Source organism: Dietzia sp. 111N12-1 (genome assembly GCF_001658045.1).
GTDB classification, from domain to species: domain Bacteria; phylum Actinomycetota; class Actinomycetes; order Mycobacteriales; family Mycobacteriaceae; genus Dietzia; species Dietzia kunjamensis.
The window spans coordinates 25002-41699 of sequence record NZ_LSSV01000019.1 but is presented as its reverse complement, the minus strand read 5'-3'; the positions used below and the strand labels follow the sequence as shown (position 1 = coordinate 41699).

Genomic DNA, 16698 nt, shown 5'->3' with positions numbered 1-16698 from the left:
ATGCCCACCATCACTCTCATCAACAAGAAGGAGAACCTGGACGGTTCCGTGCGCAAGCGCGTGTTCGACATGCTGTCAAAGCTCCAGGAGGACGACACCTCGGCGGGCGTGCACGTCGAGCCCATCAAAAACTCCGTCGACCCACGTATCCGCTCGGTCCGGGTCAACGACCAGTTCCGATCCTTGGTCTTCAAGATCGACGGCGGCACGGAGACCCACTACGTCTATGTGGGTACGTACAACCATGACGACGCCTACGACACGGCTGCGGAGCTGACCCTCAAGGTCAATCCGGTCAACGGTGTGCTCTCACTGGTTCGGGAACAGGGCGCGGCGCTCGACGCGACCCTCGCGGCGGAGAAGGCCAAGCAGGAGCAGATCGCTGCCGCGGAAGCCAAAGCGGCGGCCGCCGTCGCGGAGGGGACGGTCGATCAGGGCACGTCGTCGTCCTCCACCCGGGAGCCGTCGGCGCCCGAGGCGCCGGCTCCGGCATTCGAGGACGGCGGGATCACCTCGGAGGTCCTCGAACGCGAACTCGGCATCGATCCGTCGGTCTCCGGGCCCGCGCTCTCCTCCTCCACCCTCGCCGAGCTCGAGGCCGTTCTCTCCGAGGCCGCTCCGTGGGAGCGGGACGCACTTCTCGGTCTCGCGGTCGGGTACACCATCGACCAGGTCCGTACCGAACTCGACCTCGGCGCCGAATATGCCAGCGAGGACGAGTTCGTCCGTGCCGTCACCAAGCCTGCGTCCTCGATGCAGTTCACGTACCTCGGGGACTTGCGCGAGGCGAAAGACGTCATGCGCGACATCATCGAGAGCGGGGACTTCGAGGCCTGGACCACTTTCCTCCACCCCACCCAGCGCATCCTCGCCACCCGCTCACGGAACGGTTCGTGGCGGGTCTCCGGCGGGGCGGGCACGGGCAAGACAGTGGTGGCCCTGCACCGAACCAAGGCACTCGTCGACGGCACGATCGACGGACCCGGCCCCGACGGCGCGGCCCCTCGCGTCCTGCTCACCACGTTCACCAAGGTGCTCGCCGCGTCGCTCGGCCGGCAGCTCTCCGTGCTCGACCCGGACCTGCCGCGCGCGAAGACCGTCGGCGAGCCCGGGGTGTGCGTGGCGGGAATCGACCAGGTGACGATGGCAGTTCTGCGTAAGGTCCCCCTCGACCGACTTCGGGAGGCCTCGACCGTCCTTCTCGGGTCGCCCCTGCAGTCGTTGCCGTCGCCCCTCAGCGACCAGGACGACCGCGAACTATGGCTCGAGGCCGCCGAGCGGAATACCGAGGCACCGGAGGGCCCGACCACCTCCCCCGAGTTCCTCCGCGGGGAGCTCGAATCGGTGGTCCTCGCGCAGCGGGTCACCTCCAAGGCCGCCTATCTCAAGGCCGACCGCTCCGGCCGGAGGACGCCGCTCAATCGCAAGGCACGCACGGCCGTGTGGTCGGTGATCGAGTCCTATCTGGCCATCACCCGTCGCGAGGGAAAGCAGACCTTCCCCGTCCTCGGCTGCCTCGCCGCCGCCGTGCTGGATCTGGACGCAGAGTCCGGCAATGGTCGGATCGTGGACCACGCCGTAGTCGACGAGGCACAGGACTTCCACGTGGGTCACTGGCGTCTGCTTCGCGCCGTCGTCGCGGAGTCTCCCAACGACCTCTTCATCGCCGAGGACGGCCACCAGCGGATCTACGGTCGTCCCACTCGCCTGTCCCACTTCGGCATCAACATCGTGGGTCGCGCCAATCGGCTCACCCTCAACTATCGGACCACCGCCGAGAACCTGGGCTTCGCCATGAGCATCCTCCACGGCGAAACGTTCGTCGACACCGAGGGCGAGGCCGACTCCACCGAGGGCTATCGGTCCGCTCGCAGCGGCCCCTTCCCGCAGGTGGCCCAGGCTCAGACCCTCGCCGGCGAACTCGACGTGGCCGAGGAGCACATCCGGGAATGGCTCGCCGAGGATGCCGGTGCATCCATCGGTGTGCTCACGCACAACCGGCGGGACGTGGACCGGATCATCGACGGCCTCGAGGCTCGCGGGATCGACGTGAGCACCGGAGAGGGAGCGGGCGTCCACGTCCTCACCATGCACTCCTCCAAGGGCATGGAGTTCACCCACGTGGTGCTGGCTCGCGTCTCCGAGGGCACGCTTCCCTCCTCCCACGGAGCACGGGGCCTTACCGACGAGGACAGGGAGCAGCTCCTCCGCCGTGAGCGCTCGCTGCTGTACGTTGCCTCCTCGCGGGCGCGTGATCAGCTCGTCGTGACCACCGGGGAGCGTCCGTCCTCACTGTTGCCGGAGGGTGCGATGGCCGAGGCTGCGTCGTGACACCCCCACCATCCGGAAAGACGACGTGGAGCGAGGCGTTCCCGTATTGGGAGCTGGTCTTCGACCACGTCCCGGTCGGTGGTTCACTGCCCGTCGCCGACACGCTCCCCGAGGATCGCGTGGAGACGATCCTGGAGATCGCCTCCACGTACCGGACGACGCCGGATTATGTACTGGGCGAGCTGTACCCACTGGCCCCGGCGGGGTTCGGCGTCCGCTGGGAAGGCGGCAGGGAGGTGTCCTTCTCATCGATCGCCTCCAGCGCACCGTCGGACATCTCCCAGCTCCTGTCGCGTGCCGAAGGCAGGCGCCTGCACGGCTCCCTTGCCCAGGTCAACGCCGCGGCGGCCGCGTCCCGATCGGGCGCCTGGCCACAGGAACCCGTCATCCGGGCCGTCAGTTCCGTCCTGTTCTCCCTCGACCCGGAGCGGTTCTACGCGTTGGTCGATGTTCAGCTGCTGGGCGGCGACAAAGAAGCCGCCCAGGCTTACGTGGAGAGGGAGCTCCACGCTGATCTCGACGCCGTGATCGACGCCGCGGTCGCCGATACCCGTGAGGTCCTGGACTCCACGGAGGTCGGCCACTGGTTCGACAGCCTCAGGGCCGACTCATCCGGTCACGCGGTGGACACGCACCCGCAACTCATGCGTCCCGTCGGTCTCCTCGACGTGCCCCTCGCCACGGTATGCGAGCTGCTCGTCCCAGAGGTGGGCGAGATCCTCCGAGCCACGCCGCCGGCGACACCTGCCGCACCGACACCCCGCGGCCTGAAACCGGTCGGATCGAAGCCGATGGGGCCGACGCCGACTCCGGCGGAGTCGACACCGTCAGTGGAATCGGACGCGACTACACCCGCTCCCGAGCCGTCTCCTCCCCCCGCCGCTGACAAGCTGGCGACTTCCGTCGCACCCGCCGATCCCTTGCCGACGCCCTTGACCGCGGACGACGACATCGACACGTGGGAACAAGCGGTCAGGGCTCGCCTGGGTGACGCGGTCCTCGCCGTGGAGGCCGACTTCTCCGCGGTCGAGCTCGACGTCCTATTGGACGTCTACGCCGCGCGATACCGCCTCTCCCGTGGTCGGGGCACCACGGTCGCCCAGATCGTCCATCACTTCCCCGCGACCACGCTCGCCTCCCTGGTGGGGATGGCTCACGTCGGACTCGAACACAACGCGTACTGGGACGCCTACTGGGAGCGGCTGGGGGTCGAGCGACAGTCCTCAGACGAGGCAGCACTCCGAACCGCAATCCCCGCCCTGCTCAAGAGATTCGGGCTCGATCCTCTGCACGACCTGCCGGCGAGCAGGTACGTCCAACGTCTCGCCGTCCACGCCGGGATTCCGGCAGCGAGCTTCGACGGTCTTCTCGAGGCACTGAGCGCGTACGTCGGGAACGTCACCTCGCGGGAGAGCCGCCGCTTTCGGGACTGGATCCTCGAGCCCAGCCACGAGCTCGTGCTAAACCAGCTCGACGTGTCGACCCGTGACTTCATCCAGTACGGCGGCGACCGAGGACGAGCTTTTCTCGACGAGATGGCCCGGATCGTCGCCGACATCGCAGAGAACCCGGCTGCCGATCCCACGACCCTCACCGCGGACACCACACGACTTCCGGAGATCGTTGTCGACGCACTCCGCGACGCACTCCTCCGTGCCGACGTGGGCGATCGCGTCCGGTCCGAGCGTCGTCGGTCTCGCGAGGTCCCCACCCTCCACCTGCAGACTGACGACTCGATCGTCGTCCGGATACCCGCACCCTCCAGCCACACCTCGGCACCTTGGACGGTGACGATCGACACGGCCGTCGTCCGGGTGGCACCGGAACGGTTCCGGGGCGACCAGGCCGTCGAGGTCCCCGTCGATCAGCCGGCGCGGCGCGTCGTGGTCACCCACCCCTCGTACGCGAACCCCGTGGAGATGCGTCTCTACGAGGACGCCCGACCCATCATCACCTTTTCCACCCGCGGTGAACATCTCCCGGACGCCGCCGTCCTGCCTCGATCCGAGATCGTCGCCATCGTCCCCGGAGACCTTGACGTTCTGGGCGAACCCCCTCACGCTCCCCGTGATCTGGGCGGATATGGCGCCCCTATCGGCTGGGACGGCTGGGAGATCCGCCAGTGGGATCTCTCCGAGACCACATCCGTCCGCGCGAGGACCGGGGACGGCACAACGGTGGACCTCCGGGTCGGTAGCCGGCCCCTGCCCGTACTCCTGGACCTTCCGGACGACCCACTCCCCGTTCTGCCCGGGGTATTCAGCGAGAAGCTTCCCGTCCTGTACTCACGTCCTTGGATCAGCCTCCCCGCCCTGGGTCCGGAGTCGGCGGACGAGTGGACCATCCGGTACCGACGGTCAGGAGCCCGCGAGTGGACCCTCCAGGGGCAGTACGCGGCGCCTGACGGCGGTGACGTCCCGCTCTTCGACGGCGAACCAGAGCAACTGGGGCGCTTCGACGTCCGTGTGACCGGCCCGGACGGAGCGCGACTCGACCACAGCGTCTTTGTCGCCGAAGGGCTCTCCGTCGAGTTCGACGACGACCTCCGGCTACCAGACGACGAGAACCTCACCCCGGTGCACGCCGACTGCGGCTCCACGTCACCGGCACTCCACGTGCTCGATCAGACGCTCGCCTTCGGACCGACGGACTCCAAGAAGACGGTCCGCCTGCGCAATGGTGCGGCATCTTCCGTGGTCACGGTCCGGCCTCCGCGTCTCGAGTTCCGCCTCACCCCCGTCGGACGCATCGCCGTGTGGAGCGATCGTCGGATCGGCCGCCGCCCAGAGGACTTCTCCCGGGCGACGCTCGCCGTCCGGGGCGTTCCTGCCGACGTCTCCGTCCGCGCCGTCGTACGCAGCCTCAACGGGCGCGAATACGGCAACGAGGACTTTCCCCGGCGAACGCGGTCCGGGGTCCTGACGATGCCTGCCGACCGGCTTGCCGGCGCCGCTCGTGAGGCTCAGGTCGGCGAGGTCGTGCTGATCCTTCGCTACCCCGACGCGCAGACCTACGAGGCGCCGCTCGTCCGATTCAGCACCATCGGCGCGAACGTCCGGGTCGAGGTCGAGGGTGACCGGGTCAACGTCCTCGGGCTGGACGTGCGCACCGACATCGTCCTGCACGTGTGGCGCATCGCGCGTCCGTGGGCGCCCGTGACCACTGTCCCGCTCGTCAAGGGCCGCGGCACCCTCCCCGCCTCCGTCCTCGGGTCCGGAGACATCCGAGTAGCGCCCGTCGTCGACGACGCCTGGGATCCCGTCCCGCCGGAGAGCTTCCCGCCGCCGGAGAGCATCCGGTTCCCACGGGAGGCAGAGTTCGCCAGCCCGACCACGGCGGGAATATCCAGATTCCTCCTCGGACTCGACGTTGTCCCCGATGTGGATCCCTCGCTGTCCGAGATCTGGTCCGCGCTCGCCCTGCTCGACCGGAAACTCGAACCGGGTGACGACGAGCGGTTCGGCCTGCTCGCTCGCGAGATCCGGCGCGACCCTCGCCCGTCGCTCCTCTCCCTGGCGGCGTCGGAGCTCTCCACGGCCGACAAACTCGCGCTCCTCATCCGCACCGGTCTGGTCTTCGACTCCTTCCGACCCGACGAGGACGATCCGGATTCCGTCGCGATCGACCGACGCGTCCTCGCCTCGGAACCCTGGCTCGACATGCTCCTCACGATCGCCGACCTCCCCGCGACCCCAGAGACCTTCCGCGGCGGTATGAGGCGCCGGCTCCGAGAGGTCGGAGGCTACGCACTCTCGACGATCCTCGAACGCGGTTGGGACCCGTTCGCGAAGTCGGCTGCACTGAGCCGGGATCTGGTGTTGCGGAGCGACGAACCGGGCGCGGTCGCCGACTACCTCGAGAAGCGGAAGCTGATCCCGGGTGGACTCATCGATCCCGCCTCTCGATACGACGCGTACCTGGCGCTTTTCCAGCACCAGGCCACCGCCGATCCGGCGGAACTCCGAGAGTTCTTCGAAGTGGTCGTCCGCGGCGACGGGAACCCGATGTCCGTGGTGGCAGGCTTCGCTTCGCTGCGAAAGAACTATTCCGTCCGCAGCAAACAGCTCGGCACCCTCGGTGATCGCTTCTCGTGGGCCAACGCACCTGTGGCCAGCCTCATCGTCTGTCTCTACGCCCGGCTTGCTGCAGCAGACCGGATTCCGCTCTCGCTTCCGCCCGACCTGGACCGAGCCTGGTCTCGCTTCGCACTCCGCGAGCCGGAACAGACCATGATCGACCTGGTGACCGCGGATGCCCTGGTTACGGCGCTCGACTTTGCCCAGCGTCAGTCCAACCCGTATATCCCCGTCGGGAAGTCTTCGGACGAAGAACTCGTCGACGCCATCTTCCGCACCTAGGAGTTCCCAGTGACCGAGATCCTCGACCCGCTCGCCACCGCGCACGCCATCGAGACGACGTACAAGCGCTACATCACAACTCTGCTCAGCCCGAATGATGCCGCGCTGCACGACGAGTTCGTCCGCGTCGTCGGTGAGACCCGGAGCCTCACCAAGGGACCGCTGCTGGAAACGACGCCTCCGTACGCACCTGGACTGTCGCTCGAGGAGCTCATCGACGAGGGCGTCCTGGGCGCCTCGTTCCGGCGGATGGCGAGCGAGGCCCTCCCTCTGGAGCGACCTCTGTACGCCCACCAGGAAAAGGCTATCCGCAAGGTCGTCGCCGGCCGGAACGTCGTGGTAACCACCGGCACCGGTTCCGGAAAGACCGAGAGCTTCATGCTACCGATCTTCAACCATCTTCTTGCCGAGCAAGCTGCCGGGACTCTCGGGCCCGGCGTCAGGGCGCTCCTGCTCTACCCCATGAACGCCCTGGCCAACGATCAGCTCAAGCGGTTGCGCACGATGCTCGCCGACGTCCCCGAGATCACCTTCGGCCGCTACACCGGCGAGACCAAGCACACCGCCAAGGACGCCCGGCGGCACTTCGAGTCACTTAACCCCGGTCAGGAGGTCCTCCCCAACGAGCGACTCAGCCGTGAGGAGATGCAGGCCGAGCCACCCCACATCCTGCTGACCAACTACGCGATGCTGGAGTACCTGCTGCTGCGCCCCAGGGACATCGAGTTGTTCGCCTCGCACGGTCACCAGACCTGGCGGTTCGTCGCGCTCGACGAGGCGCACGTCTACGACGGCGCCCAGGCCTCCGAGGTCGGCATGCTCCTGCGGCGACTCAAGGACCGTGTCGCCCCGTCCGATCGCCTGCAGTACATCGCCACGTCCGCGTCCCTGGACGGCGATCCCACCGAAGTCACGAAGTTCGCGTCCGACCTGTTCAACGCCGACTTCGCGTACACCGACGACCCCGCACAGCAGGACGTCGTCCACGCCGATCGGATCCCCGCCACCGTCGACTCCACGTGGGAACTGTCCCCCGAGGAACTCGTGTCGATCGTCGAGGGCGCCAACGACGAGTGGGGAACGTCGGACCCGGGCGGCCCCGATCTCGAGCGACTCACCGCGCTCTCGGGCCTGCCCACCCCCGGTCAAGCGCTCGACCACGAGGCCCACCTGGTCGCTCTCCGCGGCCTTCTCAAGGACGGTCCAGTCGACATCCACACCGTCGCCGGCGAACTATGGCCCGACAGGGACGACGCCGACAGGCTGGTGGAGATCCTCGTGCGCCTGGGGGGCAGGGTTCAGTTGGACAACGGGCACCCCGTCCTCTCTGCCAGGTACCACTTCTTCGTCCGTGCCACCGAAGGCGCGTTCACCTGCCTCTCCGAGTCCGGCCCCCATGTCGCTCTCGCCCGCCACGAGACGTGCCCCGACTGCGAGGCGGCAGTGTTCGAGTTCGCCACCTGCACCTCGTGCGGAACCGTCCACCTCGCAGGCGAGATCGAAGGCGAACGACTTGTCCCCGTCACCGCCCGCGTCACAAAGGCCTCGTGGTTCGCCCTACTCGATTCCGAGGAGGCGGTGGTGGACGACGACGACGACCTCCTCTCCGCCGAGGAGAAGGCGGTGGATGCTCGTGCCTCCTGGCTGTGCACCGGATGCGGCCGCCTGTCGGACTCTCAGACCCTGAGGTGTCCCGATGGCTGCGGACGCGGCGAGATGCGTCCCATCGTCGCGCTCCGCGTGTCCAAGGCGGGACTGTCGACCTGCAATCACTGCGGCGCCCGCAAATCGAACCTCGTCCGCCGGCTGGATCTGGGCAACGATGCCCCCTCCGCCGTCGTCACCACCTCGCTCTACCAACAGCTGCCCAGCGCTCGCGACAAGTCCCGCGAACTCGTGGGTGAAGGTCGCAAGCTCCTGATGTTCAGCGACTCCCGACAGGCCGCCGCCTACGCCGCCCCGTACCTCGACTCGACGTACTCGAGGCTGATCCAGCGACGATTGCTCGCCCGCACCATCGAGGCGCCGCACTTCGCCACGACGCCCGCAGCGATCGACGACCTCGTCGCCGATGCCGCAGCCGCCGGACGCAAAGCCCACCTCTTCGACTCCACCGTCACCTCCCACGGCCAGCATCGTGCCGTGGGGGCGTGGGTCATGGCCGACCTCATCGGTACGGACGTGAGGCAGTCACTCGAGGGACTCGGCCTTCTCCACGTGAGCATGGCGCTGCCTGCCGGCTCAGTCATTCCGAGTCCACTCCTGGACGCTCTCGGAGAGGACAGCGCGCGGGCGCTTCTCCAACAACTCGCCACGATGGTGCGTCGTCAAGGTGCGGTCACGGTCCCCGACGGCGTCGACGTCGGCGACGAGTTGTTCGCTCCGAGAAACGTCGTCATCTCCATGCGGTCCGACGGCTCCGATCGGCGCAAGAAGCAACTGTCCTGGGCCCCGACTCGAGGGACCAACAAGCGGCTCGACTATCTCCGCCGCGTCCTGTCCACCGTGGGCCAGGAGGACAAGGCGGTCGAATTCCTCAATCACCTCTGGAAACTTTTCTCCTCACCTGTCGAGCCAGGGCGACCCGGGCTGGGGTGGATGCGCCCGAACTCACCGACGACCGGTTCCTACCAACTCGATCACCGTCGCATCGAGCTCCGTCCCGGAACAACGGCAGAGTGGTGGCAGTGCGATGTCTGCCGGAACGTGACCGCGCACAACGCCGCCGATGTGTGTCCGACCCTGAACTGCGACGGTCAGCTCGTCTCGTACCCGATCCCGCTCCTGGAGCAGGAGAACAACCACTACCGAAATCTCTACCGCTCGATCGCCATCGCTCCGATGTCCGCCAAAGAACACACCGCCCAGTGGACCTCGTCGCAGGCACTGGAAATCCAGAACCAGTTCATCCACGGCGAGGTCAACGTCTTGTCATGCTCGACCACGTTCGAGCTCGGCGTCGACGTGGGCGATCTCCAGGCCGTCGTCCTCCGCAATATGCCCCCACGGACGGCGAACTACGTCCAGCGTGCCGGACGCGCCGGGCGCCGGACCGATTCCGCCGCATTCGTGACCACCTATGCCCAGCGGCGCTCCCGCGACCTCTCCCGCTTCCAGGATCCGACTCAGATGATCAACGGGGTCATGCGCGTTCCGTGGGTACCCATCGACAACGAACGAATCGCCCGCAGGCACATCCACTCGATCGTGTTCGCCGAGTTCTTCCGGCACATGTACGTCGAGAGGGGCGTCGAGTTCCAGCAGATCGCAGACCTGTTCTGTGCTGACGACCCCGACGACGAAGCATGGCGGGAGATCCGTCCGTTCCTCACCCCGGTTCCGGTGGCGATCGCCGATTCAGTGGCCCGGGTGGTTCCGGTGGAACTACACGAGGAGCTGGGAGTCGCCGACAACTCGTGGGTCGAGCCGCTACTCGAGCTACTCGACCGCGTTGCAGAAGAGATCCGGCTCGAGCGTGCGCAGCTCACCGAGCTACAGGGCGCAGCTTCCTCGGAGAAGAAGTTCAGCTTCGCCGCGCTCCTCGAGCGGACGCTCAAGACTGTCGAAGGACGCCAGACGCTGGGTGTCCTCGCCCAGCGGAACGTGCTTCCGAAGTACGGCTTCCCTGTGGACACGGTAGGGCTTCGTACCAACCACTCTTCGGACCCCGCCGGATCGAAGCTGGAGCTCGACCGCGACCTGGCGCTGGCGATCCTCGACTATGCCCCTGGGAACCAGGTGGTGGCCGCAGGCAAGCTGTGGACCTCCCGGGCCGTGGCGAAGAAGCCCGGCAAGGCCTTCGTCCGCAACGAGTACCGGGTCTGCCGCAACTGCGACGCCTTCGAGAGCGGTCTCGACCTCTCCGACGCCCCCGCCACCTGTGCGGTGTGCGGCACCGAGCACACCGGCAAGAGCGTGAGGCGGTTCATCATTCCCGAGTGGGGTTTCGTCGCGGACCGGACTCCCGACACCGTGGGATCTACGCCGCCCTCCCGTAGGACGCTCGGTTCATCCCACGTGGAGTACCCAGGCGATTCACTTTCCGAGGTCACGCTGAAGGGCAACCCCGCAACCACGACGGTGACCGCGGGCGTGCGCGCCAAGATGGTGGTGTTGTCCGAGGGAATCGGGATGGGGTTCCGGGTGTGCAACATCTGCGGCTGGGCCAGAGCAAACGACGGCGATCGTTCGACCGCCCACGAGAATCCGCTCTCCGGCGCGGAGTGCCGAGGTTCGTTTGACGTGTTCTCCCTGGGGCACCGGTACCAGACCGATTCCGCGGAGATCGTTCCACGAGGATTGGTCAATGCAGACTCCGACAGCATGCTCTCTCTGATGTACGCACTACTCGAAGGCGCCTCCGAAGGTCTCGAGATCTCCCGTGACGACATCGCCGCCACTCTCTCGTGGAAGGGTGGCGTTAGGTCCATCGTCATCTTCGACACTGTGCCGGCCGGCGCTGGCGCGGCGAGGAAGATCACGGAGGAGTTCCCCACGGTCCTCGACGAGGCCTACCACAGGGTCTCCTCCTGTGACTGCGGCGAGGAGACCAGTTGCTTCGGATGTCTGCGCAACGCCTTCAACGATAGGCACCACGAGAAGCTCAGCCGCCGAGGCGCGCTCGCGCTTCTCGACCAGATGCGGTCATACAGTCCAATCGATCACTCCGACCTCGTACCAGCGCCACCTTCACACCGCTGACAAGGGGGACGACCCATGACTGACCAAGTGATGTCGATCAACGCTGACGTGACGCACCGGCTCGGGAACTACGTCTACGCGCTCGTCGACCCTCGCGACGGTATCCCCTTCTACATCGGTAAGGGCACCAGCGCGCGGGTCGAACACCACGGGCTCGAGGCCAAGGCCTGGGTCGCCGCCGAAAACCCTGCAGGGTTGAACGACAAGCTCGATCGGATCTCGGCAATCGAGGACTCCGGTGGAGAAGTCGACATCTGGATACTGAGGTACGGGATGACTCGCGCTGAGTACTCCGCAGTCGAATCCACTCTCATCGACTTCGTCCGAACCTTCCCCTTCGCGTCTTCACCGGAGCGGATTCGTCCGCTCACGAGCGGGACGCCTCTCACCAACAAGGTTCGGGGTGGGGACGCCGCGCGGGGAATCACCAGACTCGGAGGCATCGTCGATGAACTCCGAGCACCGGCGCTCATCACGCAACAACCATTGCTTCTTATCACCCTCGGTGACTGGAAGGATGCGGAGGAGCAGATGCCCAACGGGCAAATTCGATCTGGGTTCGGTTTCAAGAACGAGTGGATGGACAAGAAGCTTCTCGAATCCTCCATCGACGAGCTTGCCAATTCGACTTGCTGCTGGTGGCGGTGGGATCAGAGGAAAGTAGAAAACTCTGGCATCACGCATCTGGTCGCCGTCTATAGGGGGGTTATCCGGAGACTGTTCCAGATAGTTCCCGGCACATCCCGGGAGATCTACGACGCTCCACACCATCGTCGCGGATGCGATGTCATTCCCATCGTGGACCGAGCGGATCCACTGTGGCGAGAGGTGGTGGGCCCTCACGGCCACTCGATTCCCGCCAAGAAGCGCGGTGACCAAGGCAGCTTCCGGTACTGGCCCTACGCCACCTGACCAGCGGTCTCGGGACACGAGCGCCATGAGCACTCGAGTTGAGCCCTACCTGATTGCGAAAACCGGCGCATGCCCGCGAACCAACCGAATAGTGTCCGAGGTATGACTGACGGCACTGGTGTCTCGGACAGACCGAACGCCGACTGGAAGCGCTTCACCGAATACCTCGCAACACGGATCGTCGAACTCGAGCCCGGAGCTGTCTACACCGTCGAACTCACCGACACGGGCACCGATGACGCACCGTTTGTCCAGGTCGTGAAGTCAATCGACGGCGACCAGGTCGGCGCTGAGGTCTCGAGCAATCAGTACCTGAGTGGACCGCACAAACTCACTAGCGACCAAGAGCAGAGTTTGCTCCAGGTCGGCTGGTTCGCTCCCACCGCGCCAGCGGATCCCGATGGAAGCCCTCACTTCCATGCCGTCGTCGACATCACGTTCGCCGCCGAGATGGCCGAGGTCATCACCACCACCTTTCAGAAGGTCTTCGGAATTCATCACCCGAGTGAGCTGTTCGAGGATGCCGATCTCGATGCCGAGGAAGGAGCCATCTCACCGGGCGACTCTGACGAAAGGCAGATCAGCGGCGCATGGGAAGAATTCGGCGATGGGTTTGTCGGACGTGTTCTCTCGCTCGACGACGACACCTACATCTCCTTATGCATTGACACTTCACTCGGCGACGCCTCGCCGTTCATCAAGGCGTTCGTGAGCGACAAAGGCGAGACCGTTCGAGTCGAGGTGTCGAGCAATCAGGAGTTGCCGGCCGCCTCCCGACTGTCTGCAATCCAGATCGGCGACCTGCTCGCTCTGGGGTGGAACCCCCCGTCGGCACCGGGCGAGACACCCTCGATCCCGAACTTCTACGTGTCGGCTCCCGTAGACGTGATCGACGCGGTCGCCGTACTCGTGGTCGATACGCTCCGCCGTGTGTTCGGGATTCCCCACCCGTCGTTCCTCAAGCCCGCTCCCGTCGAGGACGAGCTCCACGCACCCCCGTCTTCCGCCGACCCCCACGAGGACGAGGAGATTCTACCGATCGACCAGCCCTACGTCGCAGGGACGCTAGAAGAGCTGCAGTGGGCCGTCTCGCATGTGTTGCGAAATATGTACGGGATGTATGTTCCTCCAGACGACGACGGCGTCTTCCCTATCCGTGCCGGGAGTGCCGGACTGCTCATCCAGGTGCGCGAACCCATGGCCGTCTCCGTCACCGCTTTCGCCGTCACGAAGATGCGGCACCCCGAACGTGCCTCTCAGATCCTCAAGGATCTGAACTCATGGTCGCTGTACGTCCGCTTCCATGTCGATGACGACGACGTGATGGCCACCTGCGACTTCCCCGCCAAACCGTTCATCCCGGCGCACCTCATCGACGTGATCGTCACAGCGAGCAGAATCATCGACGAGTCCGACGAGGAGATCGCCTCCCGGACCGGCGGCACCGTCCTCTTCGGCGGAAGCACGGACGGCGACGACAACGTCGAACCTGCCGCGGACGAGTCCGACGACGACCTACCCGACGAGCTCTTGGCGCTGATCCACATGGACAACGAGCCCGACGTCGTCGTGGACCCGGAACTGGCGGCACGGCTGATGCGGCGCGACCGGTCGCTCATTCTCACGTGCATCCGATTGAGTGAGGAGCAAGCGATCAGCTGGCACCAATCCGCCGAAGGCGAGGAAGACGAAGAGACGGCACAGGTCTGCAGAGGCGAATCCGCCGCATGGGAGGACATGGCGTCGCTACTCCGGCGAGCGCTACCGTTCACCATCGAAAAGCGGTACCCCCAGTCGGACTCGAACCGACACTGAAACGGTTTTAAGCCGTCTGCCTCTGCCAATTGGGCTATGGGGGCTTGCCGGCACCGCCAAGGCGGGGCCGGGTGGCGCGCAGCGCGCCGATTCGCGCTAGCCGGCCAGCCGGGTCAGCACCGACATCGCGATGCCGTCCAGAATGTCCTTCTCACTCACCGTGAGTTCGGACAACCCCGCGCGCTCTGCCATCACATCACACAGCGACTGCACCACGATCGCTCCCCCGCCGATCACGTCCGCGCGGCCCGGGTGCATCGGCCCCAAGCTGCGCCGCTCGGTGACCGACGAGGCCACCAGGCGGTCGCACACCTCAAGCATCCGGTCGAGCAAGATGACGCTGCCGTGGATCCGCTCGGGGTCGTATTCCGCCAGGTTCTGCGCCAGCGCGCTCATCGTGGTGAAGGTGCCCGCCACGCCCACCCAGCGGGCTGCACGGCCCACCGGGACGTCGCCGGCCTCGGCCAGCGCGTCGGCGATCACCGCGCGGGCGTCGGCGACCTCGTCGCCGGTCGGCGGGTCCGAGTGGAGCACCCGCTCGGTGATGCGCAGGCAGCCGATGTCCAGGCTCCGGGCTCCGAGCAGGCGCACCTCACCGCGGACGAGCTCGCCCACCACGATCTCCGTGGACCCGCCGCCGAGGTCGGTCACCACGAACGGGCCGTCCTCGGGCCGCAGGTCCGATACCCCACCGGCAAAGGTCAGCTCGGCCTCGGTCTGCCCCGAGATCACCTCAGCGACAGCACCCGGGAAGTGCGCGCCCAGCACCTCGGCGGTCATGCCGAAGAACTCGTCCTTGTTCGCCGCGTCCCGCGTGGCGGAGGTGGCCACCATCCGCACCGACTGCACACCGAGCTCGGCCATCGTCGCCACATAGTCGGTCAGGGCGGTCCGGCAACGGGAGATCGCACCGTCGGAGAGTCGGCCGGTCGCGTCGACGCCCTCACCGAGGCGGATGATCCGCATCTCGCGCACCACGTCAGTCAACCCGGTCTCACCGGGGACGCCCTCGGCGACGAGCAGGCGGATGGAGTTGGTGCCGCAGTCGACCGCGCCGACGCGCACCGCGCCGGAGCCAGCCGAACCAGCGGAGCTCACTGCTCGTCCATCGCGAGGTAGTCGGGCACGCCCAACTCCTCGGGCGTCGGCCAGTCCTCCGGCAGCGCGGTACCGCGCAGCCCGGCCTCGCAGGCCAGCGCCACGGACTCGTCGCCCAGCCAGACCACGCCAGGCCCCTCGGCGAGCGCGTACGCCATGAGCACGTGCAGGCACTTGACCCGCTCGGGCATCCCGCCACCGGAGAAGTCCGTGCCCAGGTCCTCGATCTCGTTGCGCTTGGCGAGGAACCGCTCGTGCGCCTGGACGTAGTTGGCGGCCAGCTCGGGCTCCTGGGCCAACCTCGTCGTCATCCCCCTCATGATCCCCGCGGACTCCTGCCGACTCGCCTCGGCGGTGAGCCGCGGATCGGTGAGGTAGTACAGCGTGGGGAACGGGGTGCCGTCCTCCAGCCGCGGCGCGGTCTTGACCACCCCGGGCTGGCCGTCGGGGCTGCGGTAGGACACCTCCAGCACGCCCCGCGGCGGCCGACCCAGCTGGGCCTGGATCGCGTCGAGGTCTTCGCTGGACACGCTCTGCTCGGCGCTCACGCTGGGGGGTCCTCCTGTGATTGATCTTGGACGCCGCCCGGGATGGGGGCGGCGGGGTCATCGGCACCGGGCACTCCGGGCACGACCGGCACCGGCGGGGTGTCGGGGCCACCGGGGATGGACGTGCCCTCGAGCACCGCCGAGTCCTCCGGCATGATCGGGTCGGCGGGCTCGGCGATGGAGTTCCACACCCGCGTCTGCCACGGCTGCGCCGCCAGCTCGGCCGCCTTCTGCTCAGCCACGGCCTGCTCGATCGGGTCGACCATGGACACGCGGTACGGCGTCTCCCCCGGCTTCACGGCGCCAAAGCGGATGCGGGCCTGCTGCTCGATGTACGCCGGGTCGGAGAGCATCTGCTCCTCGGCCTCGAGCTCGGCGATCGTCGCCTCCAGCGCGGCCCGCTCCTGCGCCACGGTCTTCTCGTCGCGCAAGAACTGATAGTGATTGCGCAGCGGGAACGACACCGTGACGAGCAGGATGATGGCGACGACGGCGAGGAGTCCGATCCGCCGCGGGGTGTAGTTCCGCGGGCCCAGCAGGGTGTCGGACAGGTCCGTGCGCGTGGTGAGGCGGTGGGCCTCCGGATGCGCGGTGGTGCCGACCCGGCCGGAGCGGGCAGAGGCCGGGACGGGCCGGTCCCGTTCGCGGCTCGGCGTCCGTCGGCGGGTCGGTTCGCGGCGGGTGGGGTCGGCAGGCTGATCGGCCCCACTCTGCCCGTCGACTCCGTCGCGGCCGGTAGCACCCGGGCCGCGGCCGGTGTTGCTCCCCCGGTCGGCGGCGGTCCCACGGCCCGTCCCGTTCGCACGGCGACGAATGGCACCCGACGCCTCCCCGGGCCGCCGGGACGCCGCACGATCGCGTGCGTCTCCCCGGCGGTCCGAGGGGCGGGGCGGGCGGGCCATGCGCCTTCCTTTCCGACTACGTGCCCGTCAGCT

8 protein-coding genes and 1 tRNA gene are annotated in these 16698 nt (G+C 67.1%); 5 read left to right on the top strand and 4 right to left on the bottom strand.

The features are described 5' to 3' along the window. The 5 genes from AYO52_RS02690 to AYO52_RS17535 all read left to right on the top strand — a co-directional run bounded on the left by AYO52_RS02690 (window position 1) and on the right by AYO52_RS17535 (window position 14117). Window positions 1–2331: a 3'-5' exonuclease gene (locus AYO52_RS02690; RefSeq protein WP_067712833.1), complete on the top strand. Its 2331-nt coding sequence runs from the start codon at window positions 1–3 to the stop codon at window positions 2329–2331. Continuing rightward, complete coding sequence (locus AYO52_RS02685; RefSeq protein ID WP_067712831.1) at window positions 2328–6689, top strand: hypothetical protein; 4362 nt, start codon at window positions 2328–2330, stop codon at window positions 6687–6689. Before AYO52_RS02690 ends, AYO52_RS02685 begins: the two co-directional genes overlap by 4 nt. A gap of 9 nt (window positions 6690–6698) precedes the next feature. Next, complete coding sequence (locus tag AYO52_RS02680; RefSeq protein WP_067712828.1) at window positions 6699–11390, top strand: DEAD/DEAH box helicase; 4692 nt, start codon at window positions 6699–6701, stop codon at window positions 11388–11390. Between the two features lie 15 nt (window positions 11391–11405). After that, the gene (locus AYO52_RS02675; RefSeq protein WP_067712824.1) at window positions 11406–12302 is read left to right on the top strand and encodes a GIY-YIG nuclease family protein; all 897 of its coding nucleotides are present in this window, start codon (window positions 11406–11408) and stop codon (window positions 12300–12302) included. 102 nt (window positions 12303–12404) lie between these two features. Further along, window positions 12405–14117 (top strand): hypothetical protein, encoded by a 1713-nt coding sequence (locus AYO52_RS17535; RefSeq protein WP_082923716.1) that lies wholly within the window; start codon window positions 12405–12407, stop codon window positions 14115–14117. Here AYO52_RS17535 and AYO52_RS02660 read toward each other — a convergent pair. The 4 genes from AYO52_RS02660 to AYO52_RS02645 form a co-directional block, all read right to left on the bottom strand. Further along, a tRNA-Leu gene (locus tag AYO52_RS02660) sits at window positions 14088–14161 on the bottom strand. The two genes, AYO52_RS17535 and AYO52_RS02660, sit on opposite strands and share 30 nt — an antisense overlap. Before the next feature lie 52 nt (window positions 14162–14213). Continuing rightward, window positions 14214–15215 (bottom strand): Ppx/GppA phosphatase family protein, encoded by a 1002-nt coding sequence (locus AYO52_RS02655; protein WP_082923715.1) that lies wholly within the window; start codon window positions 15213–15215, stop codon window positions 14214–14216. Further along, window positions 15212–15763: a DUF501 domain-containing protein gene (locus AYO52_RS02650; protein WP_067712814.1), complete on the bottom strand. Its 552-nt coding sequence runs from the start codon at window positions 15761–15763 to the stop codon at window positions 15212–15214. The genes AYO52_RS02655 and AYO52_RS02650 overlap by 4 nt, the downstream gene beginning before the upstream one ends. Then, window positions 15760–16665: a septum formation initiator family protein gene (locus AYO52_RS02645; RefSeq protein WP_067712811.1), complete on the bottom strand. Its 906-nt coding sequence runs from the start codon at window positions 16663–16665 to the stop codon at window positions 15760–15762. Before AYO52_RS02645 ends, AYO52_RS02650 begins: the two co-directional genes overlap by 4 nt. Window positions 16666–16698: the final 33 nt, after the last annotated feature.